Annotated in this window: 19 protein-coding genes and 1 pseudogene; 3 read left to right on the top strand and 17 right to left on the bottom strand. The window is 67.6% G+C overall.

Annotated elements, in window-relative coordinates; all coding sequences use genetic code 11:
• Positions 1-47: 47 nt before the first annotated feature.
• From AC3ANK_RS14315 to AC3ANK_RS14260, 12 genes are all read right to left on the bottom strand, one after another.
• Positions 48-848 carry a DUF4198 domain-containing protein gene (locus AC3ANK_RS14315; protein ID WP_484172887.1) on the bottom strand — a complete coding sequence of 267 codons (801 nt, stop codon included), beginning with the start codon at positions 846-848 and terminating at the stop codon, positions 48-50.
• An 80-nt stretch (positions 849-928) separates the two neighbouring features.
• Entirely contained in the window at positions 929-1,438 is a 510-nt protein-coding gene (locus AC3ANK_RS14310; RefSeq protein WP_206861395.1) for a DUF2271 domain-containing protein, read from the bottom strand.
• Between the two features lie 26 nt (positions 1,439-1,464).
• Positions 1,465-2,100 (bottom strand): PepSY-associated TM helix domain-containing protein, encoded by a 636-nt coding sequence (locus AC3ANK_RS14305; protein WP_425492577.1) that lies wholly within the window; start codon positions 2,098-2,100, stop codon positions 1,465-1,467.
• 19 nt (positions 2,101-2,119) lie between these two features.
• Entirely contained in the window at positions 2,120-2,806 is a 687-nt protein-coding gene (locus tag AC3ANK_RS14300) for a Fe2+-dependent dioxygenase (protein WP_484171491.1), read from the bottom strand.
• Positions 2,807-2,867: 61 nt separating this feature from the next.
• Positions 2,868-5,171: a TonB-dependent receptor gene (locus AC3ANK_RS14295; protein ID WP_484171490.1), complete on the bottom strand. Its 2,304-nt coding sequence runs from the start codon at positions 5,169-5,171 to the stop codon at positions 2,868-2,870.
• Between the two features lie 324 nt (positions 5,172-5,495).
• On the bottom strand, positions 5,496-5,825 hold the full coding sequence (locus AC3ANK_RS14290; RefSeq protein ID WP_484171489.1) for a non-heme iron oxygenase ferredoxin subunit: 330 nt from the start codon (positions 5,823-5,825) through the stop codon (positions 5,496-5,498).
• The gene (locus AC3ANK_RS14285) at positions 5,822-6,352 is read right to left on the bottom strand and encodes a GNAT family N-acetyltransferase (protein WP_484171488.1); all 531 of its coding nucleotides are present in this window, start codon (positions 6,350-6,352) and stop codon (positions 5,822-5,824) included. The genes AC3ANK_RS14290 and AC3ANK_RS14285 overlap by 4 nt, the downstream gene beginning before the upstream one ends.
• Positions 6,353-6,431: 79 nt before the next feature.
• The gene (locus tag AC3ANK_RS14280) at positions 6,432-7,676 is read right to left on the bottom strand and encodes a cysteine desulfurase (RefSeq protein WP_484171487.1); all 1,245 of its coding nucleotides are present in this window, start codon (positions 7,674-7,676) and stop codon (positions 6,432-6,434) included.
• Between the two features lie 11 nt (positions 7,677-7,687).
• Entirely contained in the window at positions 7,688-8,986 is a 1,299-nt protein-coding gene (sufD, locus tag AC3ANK_RS14275; RefSeq protein WP_484171486.1) for a Fe-S cluster assembly protein SufD, read from the bottom strand.
• 1 nt (position 8,987) lies between these two features.
• The gene (gene sufC, locus AC3ANK_RS14270; RefSeq protein WP_206861387.1) at positions 8,988-9,752 is read right to left on the bottom strand and encodes a Fe-S cluster assembly ATPase SufC; all 765 of its coding nucleotides are present in this window, start codon (positions 9,750-9,752) and stop codon (positions 8,988-8,990) included.
• Positions 9,753-9,796: 44 nt separating this feature from the next.
• On the bottom strand, positions 9,797-11,245 hold the full coding sequence (gene sufB / locus AC3ANK_RS14265; protein ID WP_484171485.1) for a Fe-S cluster assembly protein SufB: 1,449 nt from the start codon (positions 11,243-11,245) through the stop codon (positions 9,797-9,799).
• A gap of 14 nt (positions 11,246-11,259) precedes the next feature.
• Positions 11,260-11,706, bottom strand: a complete 447-nt coding sequence (locus tag AC3ANK_RS14260) for an SUF system Fe-S cluster assembly regulator (RefSeq protein ID WP_206861385.1) — start codon at positions 11,704-11,706, stop codon at positions 11,260-11,262.
• A 215-nt stretch (positions 11,707-11,921) separates the two neighbouring features.
• Between AC3ANK_RS14260 and AC3ANK_RS14255 the strand changes: the two are divergent.
• The 3 genes and pseudogenes from AC3ANK_RS14255 to AC3ANK_RS14245 all read left to right on the top strand — a co-directional run.
• Positions 11,922-12,383: pseudogene (locus tag AC3ANK_RS14255) on the top strand (SET domain-containing protein); the annotation flags it as partial.
• 389 nt (positions 12,384-12,772) lie between these two features.
• The gene (locus AC3ANK_RS14250; RefSeq protein WP_206861383.1) at positions 12,773-13,585 is read left to right on the top strand and encodes a 3-hydroxybutyrate dehydrogenase; all 813 of its coding nucleotides are present in this window, start codon (positions 12,773-12,775) and stop codon (positions 13,583-13,585) included.
• Between the two features lie 230 nt (positions 13,586-13,815).
• Complete coding sequence (locus tag AC3ANK_RS14245) at positions 13,816-16,035, top strand: DUF5916 domain-containing protein (RefSeq protein ID WP_206861382.1); 2,220 nt, start codon at positions 13,816-13,818, stop codon at positions 16,033-16,035.
• Positions 16,036-16,064: 29 nt separating this feature from the next.
• On the opposite strand, the gene AC3ANK_RS14240 is transcribed toward AC3ANK_RS14245, so the two are convergent.
• From AC3ANK_RS14240 to AC3ANK_RS14220, 5 genes are all read right to left on the bottom strand, one after another.
• Positions 16,065-16,469: a PIN domain-containing protein gene (locus tag AC3ANK_RS14240; protein WP_484171484.1), complete on the bottom strand. Its 405-nt coding sequence runs from the start codon at positions 16,467-16,469 to the stop codon at positions 16,065-16,067.
• 66 nt (positions 16,470-16,535) lie between these two features.
• Positions 16,536-17,234, bottom strand: coding sequence for a hypothetical protein (locus tag AC3ANK_RS14235; RefSeq protein ID WP_206861381.1), 699 nt, complete (start codon positions 17,232-17,234; stop codon positions 16,536-16,538).
• A 2-nt stretch (positions 17,235-17,236) separates the two neighbouring features.
• A complete protein-coding gene (locus AC3ANK_RS14230; RefSeq protein ID WP_206861380.1) occupies positions 17,237-17,809 on the bottom strand; it encodes a YceB family lipoprotein in 573 nt (190 codons plus the stop codon).
• A gap of 133 nt (positions 17,810-17,942) precedes the next feature.
• Positions 17,943-18,584 carry a LysE family translocator gene (locus AC3ANK_RS14225; RefSeq protein WP_484171483.1) on the bottom strand — a complete coding sequence of 214 codons (642 nt, stop codon included), beginning with the start codon at positions 18,582-18,584 and terminating at the stop codon, positions 17,943-17,945.
• A gap of 142 nt (positions 18,585-18,726) precedes the next feature.
• Positions 18,727-19,968: a DUF2272 domain-containing protein gene (locus tag AC3ANK_RS14220; RefSeq protein WP_484171482.1), complete on the bottom strand. Its 1,242-nt coding sequence runs from the start codon at positions 19,966-19,968 to the stop codon at positions 18,727-18,729.
• Positions 19,969-20,030 lie beyond the last annotated feature (62 nt).

The following is a 20,030-nucleotide window of genomic DNA, read 5'->3' as shown; positions in this document are numbered from 1 at the left end:
CGCGCGCGGGCTGCGCTGCGACAACGAAAGTGTTCACGGAAGCGCGATTACTGCGGCAGCACTTCCAGCGTGGCGACATAGCCCAGGCGTCGCTGCTTGGCCTGCCGCACCGTGGTCTTGCCGTCCTGCGACGTCGTTTCGACCCAGTACATGCCCGCTTCCGGCCAGGTCACGCGGAACTCGCCGTCGGCACCGGTCTTCACCTTGATCTCGTCCTGCGCGTTGCGATAACGCGTGCCGCCGCGAACGATCTCCACCTCGAGGTTCGCCGCCGGCTTGCCGTCGATCTGGAAACGGAACGTCGCTTCCTCGCCCGCGAACAGATCGTTGGGATGCGTCACCGACACCAGTTCCAGGCCGACGCCGCTCGGCTTCAGCGCGGTTTCGTTGGGCGAACCGTTGGTGACGAAGGTTTCCACGCGGCTCACCGACTGGCCGACCTGCAGGTTCTTCGCGTTCTTCGGCACTTCCGTGGCGAAGGTCGCCTCGGTGCCGCGCCAGCGCCTGGGCTTGCCGTTCTCTTCCCAGCTGCCGGTGACGTAATCGTTCACCACGCCGATGCGATAGGTGCCGGTCTGCTTCAGTTCGACGTCGAACACCGAACGGTACTTGCCCGTGGCGGCATTCTGCGCGGCCACCACGCTGCCGTCGGGCGCGGTGATGGTGAGGTTGTCGGTCTTCAGCGGGACATGGTTGAAGTAGAACAGGTCGTTCGACACCGCCGCATCCACCGTCACCCACGGATTGTTGCCGGCCAGCACGGTCTGCGAGGGCTGCAGCCACGCCTTGTGCGCCTGCGCGGCGAAGGGAAGGGTGAGGGCCAGCGCGAGCGCGGCGAGCTTGGGGATCTTGTTCACGGCATGCTCCTGTTTGCGTGTATCGAAGTGGTGTCTGCGTTCCGGCTGGCGTTCGTGCGCAGGATCGCGATTCAGGGCTTGCTGGCGACCGTCACCAGTCCCAGCTCGCTCGTTCCCTGCGCCTTGCCGCCGGCCGCGCCGCCCCACTTGAGCGGCACCTTCACCAGCTCGCGACCGCCGACTTCGCGCACGGCTTCGACCACCAGCGTGTAGTCGCCCGGCGGCAGCTCGGCCAGTTCCGGATGCTTCGCGTCGAACCTGAGCGCATGCGTGCCGACGGGACGCGTCGGGCCGGTCACGCCGTCCACCGGCACCTTCAGCGTGCGTCCGCTGCGCCGCCACCACTGGCGAAGGTCGGGCAACCACTTGGTGCCGTGGCCTTCGGCGGTGGATTTTTGCTGGTACCACACCGCCAGGTTGGCGAGCGCCTTCTGGTCCGCGCCTTCCACCCAGATCGCCACGTACGGGCGGTGGTACTCGGCGACGTTGAGCTGCGGGATCTGCACGCTCACGTCGATCTCCGCCGAGTACGCCGGCAGCGCGAGCAGCCCGCTCAACGCGATGGTCAGTTGGACGCGCATGGAAACTCCCTTCTTGGACAGGTTCGTCAGTGGATGAAAAGCAGCGCAAGCAGCAGCGGCAACGCGAGCCCCAGCGCGACGTACGGCCAGGTCATGCGCCGCTGCCGCGCGTGCATCTGCAACAGGAACAGGCCGGTGATGCAGAACACCAGGCACGCCAGCGCGAACACGTCGATGAACCAGCGCCATGCCGCGCCCGCGTTGCGGCCCTTGTGGAGATCGTTCAGATAGGCGATGGCGCCGCGCGTGGTGCGCTCGTACTCCACCGCGCCGCTTGCGCGATCGATGCTCAGCCACGCGTCGCCGCCAGGGCGCGGCAACGCGAGGTACACCTCGTCCTCGGACCACTCCGCTTCCTGCGTGCCGATCGACACGGGCAGTACGTCGCCAAGCCAGTCGCTCACGGTGGCGGGCAGCGGTGCGTTGCCGTCCTCGCGCGTGCCGAGCGCGCGCAGCACGGAGGCGGGCATCTCGACCTTGCGCGTGAGCGTTTCCGGTTGGGCTTCGATCGCCGCCGAATGATTGAGCGTGATGCCGGTGATGGCGAACAGCAGCATGCCGACCAGGCAGATCGCCGAACTGATCCAGTGCCAGGAATGCAGCGTGCGCAGCCAGAAGCCGCGACGCTGCTGCTGCGCGGCGATGTCCGGCGTGGCGGGCATGCGGTTCATCGCGCGCGACTCACGGCTCGGCCCAGCGTCGAAGCAGGTTGTGGTAGATGCCCGTGAGCTGCACGAGCGAGGGATGTTCCGGCACGTCCTGCGTGAGCCGGCGGATCGACACGTCCAGCTCGAACATCAGCCGGCGCTGCGCATCCTCGCGCAGCAGGCTCTGGATCCAGAAGAACGACGCGATACGTTCGCCGCGCGTCACCGGCGTGACCTTGTGCAGGCTCGTGCCGGGGTAGAGCACCATGTCGCCGGCCTGCAGCTTCACACGCTGCACTCCAAAGGTGTCCTCGATGACCAGCTCGCCGCCGTCGTATTCCTCCGGCGCGCTGAGGAACAGCGTCGCGGAAAGATCGGTGCGCACCGGATCCGCGCCGCCGCGACTGCGGTCGTAGCGGATCGCGTTGTCGACGTGGAAGCCGAACGACTGCCCGTCGCTGTAGCGATTGAACAACGGCGGATAGATGCGCTGCGGCAGCGCGGCCGAGAAGAACGTCGTGTTGCGCGCGAGCGCATCGAGGATCAGCCCGCCGAGTTCGCGCGCCACCGGATCGTTCTCCGGCAGCTGCGCGTTGTCCTTCGTCATCGCCGACTGATGGCCGGCGGTGATGCGACCGTCGGCCCAGCCGGCCTGCCGCAGGCGGTCGCGGCAATGCGCGACCTGTTCGGCGCTGAGGACTTGCGGGACCTGGAGCAGCATCTGGGTTCCTTCGATGCGATCGCCCGGCAGCCGGGCGTCGCGTTGCCTGGATGGACCGCGATTAGAACCTGTACACCGCCGACAACACCACCTGTCGCGCTTCGCCGGGCGTCGCCCAGCCGTTGTTGCGGATGCGCGTGTAGTAGGTCTTGTCGAACAGGTTGTTGACGTTGAGCTGGAAGGCGAGGCGTTCGTTGACGTCGAAACCCACCATCGCGCGGTGCGCCGTGTAGCCCTTGGCTTCGGCGATGTTCGCGCCGTTGCCGGTGTAGACGTCGTAGCTGCCCACGTAGGTCAGGCCGTAGCCGAACGTCCACTGGGCCAGGTCGTAGGTCGTCCACAGGCTGCCCGAGCGCTCCGGCGTGCCGCTGATCGGCAGGCCGGCGAGCGGGTCCGGATTCTCCGGCGTGTTGTTGCACGCCCCGCCCGGATTCGCCTTGCAGAAGTCGGACACGCCCTGGATCACTTCGCTGTCCAGCCACGTCACGTTGGCGAAGATCGACCACGCATCGGTGATGCGCCCGGCCGCGCCGAGCGCGACGCCGTCCACGCGCGCGGTGCCGTCGAGCTGCTGTTCGCCGCTGGGGTTCTCCGGATTGCCCGGATCGGCGACCTTGTATTCCTCGCGCTCGTTGCGGAACACCGCCGCGGTCAGCGCCAGGCGGTTGTTGATGTCCCACTTCGCGCCGAGCTCGACGTTCACCGCCGTTTCCGGATCGACGTTGCAGTTCGCCGTGCCGGTGGTGCTGGTCGCGGTGCACGAGCCGTTCACCGAGGCCTTCGACGGCGTCTTGCTGTTCGAATAGGCCAGGTACAGGCTCGCGTTCTGCGCCGGCTTGAAGATCAGGCCGGCGCGGTACGAGAACAGGTCGTCGGAGTTGCGCGCGACCGTGTACGCGGTGGGCTGGCCGAGTTCCGGACTGCCGGCGACGGTGTTGAAGGTGGTGGTGACCGTTTCGCCTTCGTTGTGCTCGTAACGCGCGCCGAGGTTCAGCATCCAGCGATCGTTGAATTCGAGCGTGTCGAAGGCGTAGATCGCCTGGTTGTCGAGCGAACCTTCGGCGATGCTCGCGCGCAGGTAGTTGATCGGGCCGGTGTAGACCGAGAACGGATCGCTCACCGACATCGGTGGCAGCGGCACCGGCGCGCCGGCCGGTGTGCGGAACAGGTTGCCGCTGTCGAGGTCGTATTCCTCGCGCGAGAACGACACGCCGACGACCAGCGAATGCTCGACCGAGCCGGTGGCGAAGCGCGAGACCACATCCGTCTGGCTGATCGCCAGCGTGTTCTTCGTGTCGCGGCTCAGGCCGCGCGGACCGCTGGGCTGGTAGGTGTCCGGCGTGTCGCACGCAAGGCCGGTGGACGGGTTGAAACCGGCCGGCAGGCACCACGTGCCCTGCGGCGGGTCGACGATGCTCAGCTGTTCGACCTGCTGGAACCGGGCGAGGCTGCGCAGCGTGGTGTTCTCGCTGAAATCGTGCTCGAACACGCCGGTGATCATGTCCACGTCGATCTTCTGGCGATCGATGTTGTGGTAGCCGTAGTAGTTTTCCGGATCGACGCCCGGCAGCCCGCCGCCGAACGCGGGGTAGTACGGCACGCCGTATTGCGGGATGTTGTCGTCGCTCTGGTGGAAATAGCTCGCGGTGAAGCGCGTGTCGCCGTCCAGGCCGAACGCGACCGAGGGCGCGATGCCCCAGCGTTCGAAGTTCTCGTAGTCGCGGCCCGGCACGTCGTTCTGGTGGACCATCGCGTTGATGCGGAAGGCCGCGCCGTTGTCGAGGTCGGTATTGCTGTCGACCGTGAGGCGGCCGAAGCTGTCGGTGCCGGCGCCGGCCTGCAGCACGGTGAAGTCGCCGCTGCGCGCGGTCTTGCTCACCAGGTTGATGTTGCCGCCCACCGAGCCCGCGCCCGAGTACACCGAGTTGGCGCCGTTGACCAGTTCGACCGCGTCGAGGTTGAAGTTGTCGGTGCGCGAGTACTGCGCGCTGTCGCGCACGCCGTCGGTGGTGATGTCGCTGTTCGCGTTGAAGCCGCGCAGGGTGATGCTGTCGCCGTAACCACCGCCGCCTTCGCCGGCGCCGAAGGTGATGCCCGGCAGCGTGCTGAGCACGTCGCGCAGGCCGATCAGGTTCTGCTGGTCCATCACGTCGCGCGTGACGACGGTGATGGTCTGGGGCGTGTCGAGCAGCGGCTCGGTGTACTTCACCGAGGAGGGCTTTTCGACGTACTCGCCGTGGACCTCGATCTTGTCGAGGTTGCGTGCATCGGCCGGCTCGCCCGCCGGCTCGGCCATGACGGGCGCGGCCACCGCGAGTGCAAGTGCGCCGGCGAGCGGCGAAACGACGAACTTCCTGTTGGACATGGGTTTCCCGAATAGGCGTGCGGCGCGGCCGCGGTTCGGGTCAGATGTTAATGAGAGATATTCTCATTTGCAACGAAAAGTGAACGCGAGCGGCCGAACGGCGCCTGGCGCGCAGCGGCGCGACGACAAGCAGGGCGCTTAGCGCGGGCAGGCGAAGCGCACCCGGGGGCTTCACCCGCAGGGTTCCAAGACCCATCCGCCTGCGGCGGAAGAACGGGCGGCCATTGGCAATGCCCGGGTCCAAGCGTGAGGGGCACCGGGTGCGCTGCGCTTACCCAGGCTACACAAGCGGATCGACGGTGGGAGAGGGGCCAGCCGCGGGAGTCAGCCGCGATCGTCCCGCGTCCAGATGCCGACGTCGTCGACCTTCACCGGGAACTTGGGCACCGGCTCGTAAGCCGGCGCGCACAGCGGCCGGCCGTCGCGCACGTCGAACTTCGCGCCGTGCAGGACGCATTCGATCGTCGCCTCGTCGCCGTCGTAGTTGCCAGCGGACAGCTCGAAGTCCTCGTGCGAGCACTTGTCCTCGAGCGCGTAGTAATCGCCGTCGTAATTGACGACCAGGATGGCGGTGTCGCCGTCCCAGGCGACAGCCTGCTCACCCGGCAACAGCTGCGAGGTCGCGCAGACGAACACCCACGGCTTCTCGCTCACAGCGCCTTCTCCAGCACCTCGAAACGCAGGTCGTCGCGCTTGGGCAGGCCGAAGCGCTCGTCGCCATACGGGAACGGCTTCTTGATGCCGGTGCGGCGGTAACCGCGGCGTTCGTAGAAGGCGATGAGGTCATCGCGGATGTCGATCACCGCCATGCGCATCGCAGGCAGGGCCCACTCCTCGCGGACCACACGTTCGGCCTCGGCGATGACCTGCTTGCCGATGCCGCCGCGCTGCAGCGCGGGATTCACCGAGAACATGCCGAAATAACCGGCGCCGTCCTCGTCGGCCACGTGCGCGCAGGCGAGCAGCTGCGCGTCGCGTTCGGCGATGAGGATCACGCTGCGCGCGCGATCGATGCAGGCCTGCACGTCGTCCGGCCCGGTGCGGCGACCGCCGAGCATGTCGGCTTCGGTGGTCCAGCCCTGCTTGCTGGTGTCGCCGCGGTAGGCCGATTCGATCAGCGCGACGAGCGCATCGATGTCGGCGTGGGTGGCGCGGCGGAACTGCAGGGGCTGTGCGGTCATGGCGTGGGGTCGGATCGGTGGGAGGCAGGCCCATTTTCCGGCCTGGTCGCGACGCTGTCATCCGATGCGACGCGGGAAATCATCCCAGCAGCCGGCGAACCTTCCGCAGCGCCGCGACGAACGCCTCGATTTCCTCGTGCGTGTTGTAGAACGCCAGGGACGCGCGGCAGGTCGCCGGTACGCCGAAGTGCTGCATCAGCGGATGCGCGCAATGGTGGCCGGAACGGATCGCGACGCCTTCCAGGTCGAGCAGCGTCGCCAGATCGTGCGCATGCGCGCCTTCGACGAGGAAGCTCACCACCGCGGCCTTCTCGCGCGCCTGGCCGAAGATGCGCAGGCCTTCTACCGTCGAGAGCGCTTCGTTGAAGTGCGCCAGCAGTTCCTGCTCACGCGCTTCGATGTGGTGCATGCCCAGCGACGACAGGTAATCCACCGCCGCGCCCAGCCCGACGAAGCCGGCGATGTTCGGCGTGCCGGCTTCGAACTTGTGCGGCGCCTCGTTGAACACCGTGCCTTCGAAGCGCACTTCCTTGATCATCTCGCCGCCGCCGATGAAGGGCGGCATCGCGGCGAGGTGTTCGCGGCGCGCCCACAGCGCGCCGGTGCCGGTCGGCCCCGACATCTTGTGGCCGGTGAAGGCGTAGAAGTCGCAGCCGATCGACGCGATGTCGACGGCACGATGCGGCACGGCCTGCGAACCATCGATCACGGTGACGATGCCGCGCTTGCGCGCCTCGCGGCAGATCTCGCGCACGGGGTTCACCGTGCCGAGCACGTTGGACACGTGAGTGAGCGAGAGCAGCTTCACCTCGGGCGTGAGCAGGGAATACACCTGCGGCAGGTCGAGCTCACCGCGCTTGTCGATCTCCGCGACCTTGATGATCGCGCCCGTGCGCTGCGCGACGAGCTGCCACGGCACGATGTTCGCGTGGTGCTCCATGCGGGTGAGCACGATCGCGTCGCCCGGCTTGAGCTGCGGCAGCGCCCACGAATACGCGACCAGGTTCAGCGCGAACGTGGTACCGCTGCACAGCACCAGTTCGTCCGCGCGCACGTTGAGGAACTTCGCCAGCTTCGAACGCGCGCCTTCGTAGGCTTCCGTCGCCTCCGTGCCGAGCGCGTGGACGGCGCGGCTCACGTTGGCGTTGTGCCGACGATAGAAGTCGTCGACCGCGTCGATCACCGAATCGGGCTTCTGCCCGGTATTGGCCGAATCGAAATAGACCAGCGGCTTGCCGTGCACCTGCCGGGTGAGCAGCGGGAAGTCGGCGCGTACGCGGGCCCAGTCGATGGCGTTCGTCGAATCGGTGGCGGGAAGGTTCATCGTGGCTCCAGTCAGGCCGCGCCCAGGCGTTCGAGCGCGGCGTCGAGGCGGGCTTCCAGCGCGCGGCACAGCGGATCGCCCGGTTCGAATACGGACAGCGTTTCGCGGCAGAACGCCGCGGTCAGCAGGGCGCGCGCCTGGTCGGACGACAGCCCGCGACTGCGCAGGTAGAACAGCGCGGTCGGATCGAGCTGGCCCACGGTCGCGCCATGCGCGGCCTGCACTTCGTCGGCGTGGATTTCGAGCACCGGCTGGGTGTCGATCTCGGCGCCTTCGCTCAGCAGCAGGTTCTTGTTCGACAGCTGCGCGTTGGTGCCGTCGGCGCCCTCGCGGATCAGGATGCCGCCGTGGAAGGCGGCCTTGGAACGACCCGCCGCCATGCCACGCCAGGTGAGTTCGCACGACGTGTCACGGCCGACGTGATCGATGCCGAGCCGCGTATCGAGATGGCGCTTGCCCGATGCGAGCAGCACGCCGTTCGCGTGCAGGCGCGCGTTGCTTCCGTGCAGCGCGGCGTTCAGTTCGTGGCGCGACAGGCCGGCGCCGAGTTCGAGATCGATGCGGCGGTAATTTGCATCCTTCGCGAGCACGGCATCGGTACGCGCCATCAGCGTGGCGCCGGTCGCGTCGTCCTGCACGCGCGCGTGACGCAGCGTTGCGTTCGCGCCGAGGTGCACGTGGGTAAGCTGGTTCGCGAGATGGGTGTGCGCGCCGCTCGCCAGGTGATGTTCGACGACGACCAGCGATGCGTCGTCGCGCAGTTCGATCAGGTGGCGAAGATGCCACGCCTGGTCGGTGCCGGCCGGCGCGCCCACGAACACGAGATGGACCGGCTGCGACGACCGCGCGCCGGCATCGGCGCGAAGCACGATGCCGTCGTCGGCGAGCGCGGCGTTGATGCGCGCGAAGATCTCATCGCTTCGATCGAAGCGGCGTGCGAGGAAACTCGCGTCGCGCGGTTCGCCTTCGATCAGTACCTGCGAGAGCGGTTGCAGGGTCACGCCGGTGGGGAGGCTCGAAACATCGCTGTGCGACGCATCGAAACGACCGTTGACGAACACGATGCGCGGCGCCGGAATTTCGGCGAGCAGCGCGACGTCGAACGTCGCAACCGCCTGCGAAGGCGCAGCGAACGCGCGGCGCTCCAGCGCACGCAGGGGCGTGTATTTCCATGCTTCCACGCGCGCGTGCGGGATGCCATCGCGCAGTGCGTCGTCGAGCGCGGCGCGGCGGGTTTCGCGCAGGCCGGCGGCGTCGCGCAGGTCCAGCGACTGGAACGCGGTGGCGAAGGAATCGAGCAGGGCGCTCATGTCAGGCGCTCGCTGCCGGCGTGATGCGTTCCTTCACCCACGCGTAGCCGTGCTGTTCCAGCTCGAGCGCGAGTTCCGGGCCGCCGGTCTCGACGATGCGGCCGTCGGCCAGCACGTGCACCACGTCGGGCTTGATGTAGTCGAGCAGGCGCTGGTAATGCGTGATCACCAGGAACGCGCGCTCCGCTGAGCGCAGCGCATTGACGCCATCGGCGACGGCCTTGAGCGCGTCGATGTCCAGGCCCGAATCGGTTTCGTCCAGGATCGCCAGCTTCGGCTCGAGCAGCGCTAGCTGGAAGATCTCGTTGCGCTTCTTCTCGCCGCCGGAGAAGCCTTCGTTGACGCCGCGATGCAGCAGCTCGTCCTTCAGGTGCAGCACGGCCAGCTTCTCGCGCACGAGTTTGAGGAACTGCATCGAATCCAGTTCGCTCTCGCCGCGCGCCTTGCGCTGCGCGTTGAGCGCCGAACGCAGGAAGTAGGTGTTGTTCACGCCCGGGATCTCGACCGGGTACTGGAACGCGAGGAACACGCCGGTCGCGGCGCGCTCTTCCGGCTCCAGCGCGAGCAGGTCGCGGCCTTCGAACGTGACGGTACCTGCGGTGACCTCGTAGCCTTCGCGGCCGGCGAGCACGTTGCCGAGCGTGGACTTGCCCGCGCCGTTGGGACCCATCACCGCGTGCACCTGGCCGGGCGTGAGTTCCAGCGTGAGGCCCTTGAGGATCTCCTTGCCGGCGACGGAGACGTGGAGGTTTTCGATCTTGAGCATGGGGGCGTGATTCGTGATTCGTGATTTGTGATTCGAAGCGCGCGTCAGCCGACGCTGCCTTCCAGCGACACTTCCAGCAGCTTCTTGGCTTCCACCGCGAACTCCATCGGCAGTTCGCGGAAGACGCTCTTGCAGAAGCCGTCGACGATCATCGACACGGCGTCTTCCTCGCCGATGCCGCGCGAGCGGCAATAGAACAGCTGGTCCTCGCTGATCTTCGAGGTGGTCGCTTCGTGTTCGACGGTGGCGCCCGGATGCTTCACTTCGATGTACGGGAAGGTGTGCGCGCCGCACTTCTTGCCGATCAGCAGGCTGTCGCACTGCGTGTGGTTACGCGCGCCTTCCGCGCTGCCGAGCACCTTCACCAGGCCGCGATAGGTGTTCTGCCCGCGGCCGGCGCTGATGCCCTTGCTGATGATCTTGCTCTTGGTGCGCTTGCCTACGTGGATCATCTTGGTGCCGGTGTCGGCCTGCTGGCGATGATGCGTGAGCGCGACCGAATAGAACTCGCCGACCGAGTCGTCGCCGACCAGCACGCACGACGGATACTTCCACGTGATCGCCGAGCCGGTTTCGACCTGCGTCCAGCTGATCTTGCTGCGCGCGCCGCGGCATTCGCCACGCTTGGTCACGAAGTTGTAGATGCCGCCGCGACCTTCCTCGTCGCCCGGATACCAGTTCTGCACCGTGGAGTACTTGATCTCCGCGTCGTCCAGCGCGACCAGTTCGACGACCGCCGCGTGCAGCTGGTTCTCGTCGCGCATCGGCGCGGTGCAGCCTTCCAGGTACGACACGTAGCTGCCTTCCTCGGCAATGATCAGCGTGCGCTCGAACTGGCCGGTGCCCATCGCGTTGATGCGGAAGTAGGTGCTCAGTTCCATCGGGCAGCGCACCCCCTTGGGGATGAACACGAAGCTGCCGTCCGAGAACACCGCCGAGTTCAGCGCGGCGAAGTAGTTGTCGCCGGTCGGGACCACCGTGCCGAGGTACTGCTTCACCAGTTCCGGATGATCGTGGATCGCTTCGGAGAGCGAGCAGAAGATGATGCCCTTCTCGGCCAGTTCCTTTCGGAACGTGGTGCCGACGGAGACCGAGTCGAACACGGCATCGACCGCGACGCCGGCGAGCTTCGCACGCTCGTGCAGCGGCACGCCGAGCTTCTCGTAGGTGTCGAGCAGTTCCTGCGGGACGTCGTCCAGCGAGGCGTACTTGGCCTTCGGCGCGGAGTAGTAGCTCACCGCCTGGAGGTCGATCGGCGCGATGTTGAGCTTGGCCCAGTGCGGCATCGGCATCGTGAGGAAGTGCCGGTACGCGGCCAGGCGCCAGTCGGTCATCCACTGCGGCTCGTTCTTCTTCGCCGAGAGCGCGCGGATCACGTCCTCGTTGAGGCCGGGCGGGAGGCTGTCGGATTCGATGTCCGTGACGAAGCCGGCCTCGTACTTGCGGCCGAGCTGTTCGTGGATCTCGCGGTTTTCAAGGATTTCGGTGGCCATTGGCTGCCTACTGATCAAGCCATGTGCAGGTCGATGCGCCTGCGGGGTGGTTCGTTGGGCGGCGGGGCGAGCATCTGCGCGAGCGTCACCGCGCGCAGCGCCTCCACCACCACGTCGTTGATGCGGCGCCAGTTGGCGCGCACGCCGCAGGACTGCTCCAGCCCGCAGTTACCGGTGTGGACACTGCATTCGGTCATGCCCAGCGGCCCTTCCATGGCTTCGACGATCTCGATGAGGCCGATGTCGTCGGCCGGGCGCGCCAAGCGGTAACCGCCGTTCGCGCCGCGGAAACCCTCCACCAGGCCGGCCTGCGCCAGCGGTTTGAGGACCTTGGCCACGGTGGTGGCCTCCAGGCCCGAGCGCTCGGCCAGTTCGGAGGCGCTGAGCACGGCGGCATCGCCATGGGCCAGGACGGTCATGACGACCGTTGCGTAGTCGGTGAGCTTGGTGACGCGGAGCATGGGGCAGGGGTCTTTCAATCCGTACCGGAATTGTACGGTTTCCGGGCGCCGGGGCCAAGGGTGCGGTCGCGGCGGGATTCAGCTGGCCCGACGCGCCCCGAATTCCGCGAACGTGCCGGCATCGAACCGCAACGGCCGCGTCCGTGATGGGCATGCGATGGCGATGTCGCGCCGATCCGTACAGAATGGCCGCTTTCACCCAACCGGACCTCCGCATGCCCCGCAAGATCGTCGCCCGTCGTTCCGCCATCCACGGCAACGGTGTCTTCGCCGTCGCCCCGATCGCAAAGGGCGAGCGCATCGTCGAATACAAGGGCCGCCGCCGGACCCACGAGGAAGTGGACAACGATGTCACCGGCGACCCCGATTCGGGCCACACGTTCCTGTTCACGCTGAACGACGAATACGTGATCGATGCCAACTACGAAGGCGGCGTGGCGCGCTGGATCAACCACAGCTGCTCGCCCAACTGCGAGGCGGTGCTGGAAGAGGCCGACGGCGACGACCGCACGAAGGACCGCGTGTTCATCGAGGCGATCCGCGACATCAAGCCGGGCCAGGAGCTGTCGTACAACTACGGCATCACGCTCGAGGAAAAGCACACGCCCGAGCTGAAGAAGATCTGGGAGTGCCGCTGCGGCTCGCGCAACTGCACCGGCACGCTGCTGCAGCCGAAGACGCCGAAGAAGAAGGCTTCGAAGGCGAAGAAGGCTGCCTCGAAGAAGGCTTCCTCGAAGAAAGCCGCCGGCAAGAAGGCGACGAAGACCGGCGCGAAGAAGGCCGGACGCAAGGCAGCGTAAGCCTCGCGGCTCTTGTAGCCCGGGTAAGCGAAGCGCACCCGGGAATGCGGTCGCGTCTCCATCCCGGGTGCGCTTCGCTTACCCGCGCTGCAAACGCTGAAAGGAAACGGGTCGCCGCCCAACGCCGGCAAGCCGCAGCGCCCCGGCGCTGCGAAACAATCCCGCAATCCCCCATCCCGTACCATCGAACAATGGCGCCCGCGCCGACGCATGGCCACACTGCGTCCGCGCCGTCGGCGCACCCCACGCATCGACCAGGAGCCCGCATGACCGCCATCCCCCGCGTCCTCGACGGAAAGACCGCCCTCGTCACCGGCGCCGCCAGTGGCATCGGCCGGGAGATCGCGCTGGAACTCGCGCGCGCCGGAGCACGCGTGGTCATCGCCGACCTCAACGCGCAGGGCGCCCAGGCGGTGGCTGTCGAGATCGAAGGACAGGGCGGCGAGGCGCTCGGCATCGCGATGGACGTCGCCGACGAAGCCGCGGTCGAGGCCGGTGTCGCGCGCGCTAACGAAACCTTCGGCGGCGTGGACATCCTCGTGTCGAACGCCGGCATCCAGATCGTCAATCCGATCGAACAGTTCGCCTACGCCGACTGGAAGAAGATGCTCGCCATCCACCTCGACGGCGCGTTCCTGACGACCAAGGCCGTGCTTCCGTACATGTACGGCGCCCGGCCCGACGGCACGCAGCGGGGCGGCACGGTCATCTACATGGGCTCGGTGCATTCGCACCTGGCCTCGCCGCTGAAATCCGCCTACGTGACGGCCAAGCACGGCCTGCTGGGCCTGTCGCGCACGCTGGCGAAGGAAGGCGCGAAGCATGGCGTGCGCAGCCACGTCGTGTGCCCGGGCTTCGTCCGGACGCCGCTGGTGGACAAGCAGATCCCGGAGCAGGCGAAGGAACTGGGCATCAGCGAAGGGGAAGTGGTCAGCCGCGTGATGCTGGGCAACACCGTGGACGGTATCTTCACGACCGTGGAGGACGTCGCGCGCACGGTGCGCTTCCTCGCGGAATTCCCGACCGCCGTCTTCACCGGCCAGAGCTTCGTGGTCAGCCACGGCTGGCACATGCAGTAACGCCCGCCCCGTGATGACGGGGTTCCACATCCCCTGATGCGCCGCGGAACGAAAGGGTTGCCATGACTCACGCCACTGCGTAGGGTTCGCCGCGCCGCTTAGTCTGCGCCTCGCCCGGGGACACGCCGCGGGCCGGCACGAAGCCGAATCTCCAGCACGGAACGCCGGTGGCCGCGCAACGCGCAGCCGGGGCGACGCGCTGGGCCACATGGACCGCGAAGACCTTCCGCATGCGCGCAACGCTGCTCCTCATCCTGGCCGTTTTCTCGATGCCCACCTTCGCGGTGGAAATCGACGGCCGCATCGACCCCGCCGAATGGCAGGGCGCACGCCACGTCACCGACTTCCGCAAGGTCCAGCCTCTGTCGCTGGAACCAGGCACGCTGCCGACCGAAGCCTGGATCCTCGCCACGCCCGAAGGCCTGGCCATCGCGTTCCGCAACCAGCAGCCGCTGGACACGCGCACGCGCCAGCGCGTCCGCCGCGACTTCGAGGAGCAGGTCGACCGCGTCAACCTGATGATCGATTACGACGGCGACGCGCGCACGGGCTACAACTTCACCGTGTCGTCCACCGACGGCATCGCCGATGCGGTGATCACCAACGAGAACCAGTTCAACGACGACTGGGACGGCAACTGGCGCCACGCCGTCAGCGAGGACGACACGTCGTGGTCGGTGGAGATGCTGGTTCCCTGGTACATCGCGCCGATGCGCGAGGGCAGGAATGGCGTGCGCACGGTGAGGATCTACCTCGACCGCGTGATCGGCTCGACCGGCGAACGCTCGGCTTGGCCCGGCGCCAGCTACACGCGCCCGCGCTTCCTGTCCGATTTCGCGCCGGTGGAGATGCCGCAGTACGACCAGTCGCTGCTGGCGATCACGCCGTACGTGTCGGGGCTGCACGACATCGCCAACGGCGGCGACGAGTTCGACGGCGGCGCGGACCTGTTCTGGAAGCCGAACGGGCAGTTCCAGCTGTCGGCCACGGTCAACCCGGATTTCGGCCAGGTGGAGAGCGACGACCTCGTCGTCAACTTCGACGCGACCGAGATCTTCATCAGCGACAAGCGCCCGTTCTTCACCGAGAACCAGGGCATCTTCGAGTTCACGACGCCTTCGGATTACAGCCAGCTGCTGTACACGCGCCGCGTCGGCGGCCCGGCCGACGACGAAGACGGCGCCGGCGACATCACCGCGGCGGTGAAGCTCAACGGCAGCATCGGCGCGACCAAGTACGGCGTGTTCGCCGCCGACGAGGCCGATGAAGTCGGCCGCACGTTCGGCGCGGTGCGCGTGGTACGCGACCTGGCGAAGCAGAACCTCGGCGCGATGGTGACCTACGTCGATCGCCCGTTCCTGGATCGCACCGCCACCGTGATGGGCGTGGACCACAACTGGCGTCCCACCGCGCGCGTAAGCGTGGAAACGCGCGTGATCGGCAGCCAGATCGACGAGCAGGGCCGCACCACCGACGACAACGGTGCGACGGTGTGGGTGAACTACGAGATGGACCATGGCTGGCGCCAGCAGTGGCTGGCGATGCACTTCGGCAACGAGCTGGAGATCAACGATTTCGGCTACCTCCAGCGTGCCAGCACCAACTACCTCAACTGGCAGGTGATGCGCCGCTTCACGGATCTGCCGAAGGAGTCGCGCTACGCATCCAAGGACTGGCGCGCGCGCATCAGCGGCACCGACAACGACCACGGCGACACGCTGCAGCGCCAGCTGCGCATCAGCCGCGAAAGCAACCTGCGCAACGGCAGCTACGAATACGCGCAGATCAACATCAACAGCTCCGGCGTGGACGACCTGCTCACGCGCGGCAACGGCGTGGTCGACAAGCCGGCGAACTTCAACGCGTACTTCGAGTTCGAACGGCCGCGCAAGGGCGACTGGGGCTGGGAAATGGAGTCGGAGGTGTTCTCAGGCGGCTTGGCCGGCAACGACAAGGTCGGCTACAACCTGCGCATCCAGCCCACGTATTTCATCAGCGATGCCTTCAGCGTGTACCTGGGCGGCTTCTACGAGCGCATCCCGAGCTGGCTGGTGTGGCAGGAAGACAACCTGATCGGCGAGTTCGACGAACGCATGCTGCAGCTCGACGCCGGCCTGGACTGGACGATCACCAACAAGCAGGAACTGCGCGTGAAGATGCAGGCCATCGGCCTGGACGCGAGCATCGAGCAGGCGTATCGCGTGATGCCGGGCGGCGCATCGATCGCGTCGAACGACGACGTCGAGGATTTCAGCGTGCGCAACCTGGGTTTCCAGGTGCGCTACCGCTACGAGATCGCGCCGTTGTCGTACCTCTACGTCGTGTACGGGCGCGGCGGGTATCGGCAGGATCCGTTCACCGAACGGGTGGACGACGTGCTGCGCGACAGCCTGGAACTGCGCGACGACGAGCAGTTGCTGGTGAAGTTGAGTTACCGGTTCGAGCTTTGAGGCGAACCCACCCGCCTCACCGTATTCCGTCAGCGCCGCCAGTTTTCCACCCATTCCCGTGGCGCAAGGATGTCGAACGCACCATCCCGCTTCATTCTTCGCGCCAGCTTCAACAGCGCATCGTCCCGGCTGAGCAGCCACCGCGCGCCGCACGCGGCGGCGAGCTCCAGGAATTTCTGGTCGTCCGGATCGGCACAGCGGGGCAGGGCGATGTGGGGAGGGCAGGCTCCGTCGGCCTCACGCATCGCGGCGTCGTATTCGACCCGCCGTGCCGCACGCGCCGCTTCGTCGAGCCGCAGCACCGGATAGGCGAGCACACGCTCCCATTCGCTGCGGCACGCATCGCTGGTCATGCCGGTGACCGCGCCGGATGCCAGCGCCTCGCGCAACACGGCGACGGCCGGATCGCCGAACACGAACAGATCCAGGCACACGTTGGTATCGAGCACGATGCGCGGCGTGGCATCGTCGCGGACATCGTTCACTTCATGCCGCCCGCATCACGGCGCCACCTCGCGAAGATCCGCGGTGCCGATGCGCCACGCGCGCTGTTCGGCGGTGGCGCCATCGACCATCGCGCGGCGCAGCGTGTAGGCGCCGACGAAACGCTGCTGGCGACCGTCCGCATGCGTCGCGGTCAACGCCACCGGCACTTCAATGTAGCGCGAACCGGCCGCGGCATCGACCCGTCCCGGCGCCATGATCTCGACCGACACGCCCGTCGTATCGGCGAATCCCGCGGCGAACTGCTCCGGCGTCTGGTTGCTCGACCGGCCGCCGTCGGACCACAGCGCATAGGCCTGGGCGAAATCGCGGCGGTTGATCGCGGCGTAGTACTCGCGGATGACGGCGACGGCGTCCTGCGGCGTCGGTTCGGTCGCTGCGGTATCGGCCGGGGCGTTCGGATCACCCGGCGCATCCGGATCCAGCGGCGCGGCCGGGTCCATGACGGTCTCGCCCGTCGGCAACACCGGATTGCCTTCGGCATCCAGCGGCACGGCGTCCTCGGGCTTCGGCGGACCGATCGGGCCGGGGCCGGGCGCATCGGGCATGCCCGTCACGCTGCCGGGCGCGCCGGCCGGGGCGGGCAGGGCTTCGGTGTCGTCGGCGGTGGCGCCGGGCGCGCGCGATCCATCGCCGCCGCAGGCCGACATCACGATGCACAGGGAGAGAAGCGAGGCAAAACGCAACGGCAGCATCGTCATTGATCCAGATGGACGACCACGTTGCCATTCTCGATGGCGGTCGTGCCGATGCGGCGTGAACCCAGGCGGTCGAGCAGGCTGTTGTCGAAACGGTAGACGGGCTCTTCGCGTGCGTATTCGCCCAGCCAGGAATTGAGCAGGGCGCGTGCGCTGGTGTTCATCGCGCCGCCGAGCGCCGGCACTTCGACCTGTTCGATGCGGGGATCGAGCAGGTGCAACCCGCGCGTGGACGGATCGAAGCGCAGCGCGCTGGTCAGCGCGAAATGGCCGGACGGCTTGCCGCTGTCGCTGCCCAGCGCGCCCAGGCCCAGGTCGAAATCCAGGCGCAGGCGGTCGTCGTTCTGCGGGATCGTCAGGCGCGGGTTCATCAGCGTCAGCGAGACCAGCCCGCCTAGCTTGTCGTAATGCCTGGGGAAATTGCGGTCGAGCGAACGCTGCAGTTGCATCGGCGTGAACCGCACCTCGTCGCCCAGCAGCGCGCCCACGGTGGAACAGGCGGCCAGCAACGAGAGGGAGACGGCGGCGAAGAAGGCGGCGAACGGAATGCGGAGATTGCGGCGCGGGTTCATCTCGTGCTCCACGGGGATGCCCGGACGATACCCGCGCCGCATGAACAACACCACTCACCGGCGCGCAGCGATGCTAACGCCGGCGCGTCCACGCGGGGTGACGACCCGACGGACGGACCTCGCGGCGCGGGAATCAGCCGCGCTGCTGCATCGCCAGTCGCAGGCCCAGCCCGATGAAGAGCGTGCCGGTGACGCGCTGCGTCCAGCGTCCACCCCCGCCGGCGAAGCGTCGGCCGAAGCGTCCCGCGGCGAAGCTCAGCACGAGGTCGTTGCAGAAGCCGATCGCCGCCAGCAGCGCGCCCAGCACGAGGAACTGCAGCCACACCCAGCCGCGTTCGGGATGCACGAACTGCGGCAGGAACGCGAGGAAGAACAGCGCCACCTTCGGGTTGAGCACGCCGGTGACGACCGAGCGCAGGTAGACGCTGCGGCCGGACACGCGCGGCTTGGGCGCTTCGGGATCGGCTGGCGTCGTGTCGCCGTCGCCGTTGCGCCAGGCCTTGATGCCCAGCCACACCAGGTACGCGGCACCGAGGTATTTGACGAACTCGAACGCCATCGCCGAGGTCGCCAGCAGCGCAGACAACCCCAGCCCGGCGGCGAGCGCGTGCAGCAGCGTCGCCGTTTCCAGCCCGAGCCCCGCCTGGATGCCGCGCCGCGTGCCGCCGGCCAGGCTCTGCCCGACGATCCACGCCGTGCCCGGCCCGGGCAGCAGCACCAGCACGAGCGCGGCGGCGGCATAGGCCAGCAGGGTCTGGAGGTCGAACAGATGCATCGTGCGGGTGTCCGGTAGGGGGACGCACAGGTTACGCGGCGTTCGTCGCCTGCGGGTGTGCGGCGACGGGGACGGATTGTTGCAGTGGCGCGTGCACCTATCCGTGCGCCTTCATTCCTGCCAACGGAGCCCGCAACGTCACCTACGGCGAAGCCGCGTCCGCTTTCGCCCGCCCTCCGCGCGACTGCAAAGGCACCGGCGCCTGTCCGCGTCGTGCGCCTGCATAGCGCGCGTAATCGCGGTAGAGCATCTGCACCGTCGGCGTGCCGTCCAGGTCGTGCGCGACGTTGCCGCCGGCGCGCGCCTTGAGCACCGCGAACCAGCGGTGCGCGCCGATGACGTCGGCGTCGGTCAGCGGCCGGCCCTTCGCATCGGTGGCGATCACCGACATCGTGACCGCATGGTTCACGTTCCCGCCGATCGCATAGAGCCGGTTGTGCTTCGTGTCGGTCTTCACGACCAGATCGCAGTGCAGCGCGTTCGACGAACTGTTGCCGTTGCGCACGTCAGCGATGGACCGGAACGTACTGTCGCTCCGTGCGGTGCACAGCAGGTCGCCGGCGTCCGGCGTCGCTTCGCCGAGGTCGTAGGCGATGAACGCGTGCTCCGGATCCTGCCCGTCGCGCGCGCGCACCGCCGCGCGCACGTAGTCGATGTGGCCGCCGCTGCGGCGGAACTGCGCGGTCGACAACCCGGCTTCGCACGCGAGCCAGGAAATGAACGCCGCCGACCACGGCATTGCCCAGCCGGCCCCGTCCCAGCCGTAGTCGACGATGCTCTGCACGCGCATCGCTTCCTCGCTGCCGGTCGCCGCCCAGTAGCCGGCGATGGCATCGCTCACCTCGTAGTCGTCTTCCGACAGTCCCAGGCGCGGCGCCCGGCGCAGCACGCGATCGCCGATGGACGCGTTCTTCTGTGGTGAGATGATCTCCACCACGCCCGACGGCTGCGGCACGCGCGGCACGATCGCCGCCGGTTCCACCGCCATGTCGAGGATCGGCAGGCCGAAGTACGCCCACTCCGCGGCGGCGAGGTCGATCATGCGCGAGCGGTAATCGGCGCGGGTCGTGATCGACGGACACGACGTCATCGCGATGCGGTAGCCCGCCGCGCGCGCCGGTGCGTAGCCGCCATCGGGCGTGCGCCGGTACAGCGGCTCGAACGTGTTCTCTCCGGTGCGCACCATCAACGGCGGCGCCTCGTCGGCGCGCGCGTAGGTCACACGGAAGGCCGGGTTGGGAAAGCCGCCCGGGCGCGGGAACGCCAGGATCGAACGGCTGGCGCCGGGGGCGGTCTGCGCCAGCGCGGGCAAGCTCACGAGCACGGCCAGAGACAGGCCGAACGCAAACCCCAGAGCCTGCGGAACCTTTCGTGACGGTCGCATTGTGGCTTCTCCTTTGGTCCTGGCCAGCATGAACACAGCGGTGTGAAGCCTGCATTCGCAGA

Source organism: Lysobacter sp. SCRH-1R, from assembly GCF_057747855.1.
Note: the sequence above shows the minus strand (reverse complement) of the source record. Positions and strands in the feature narration are given on the sequence as shown.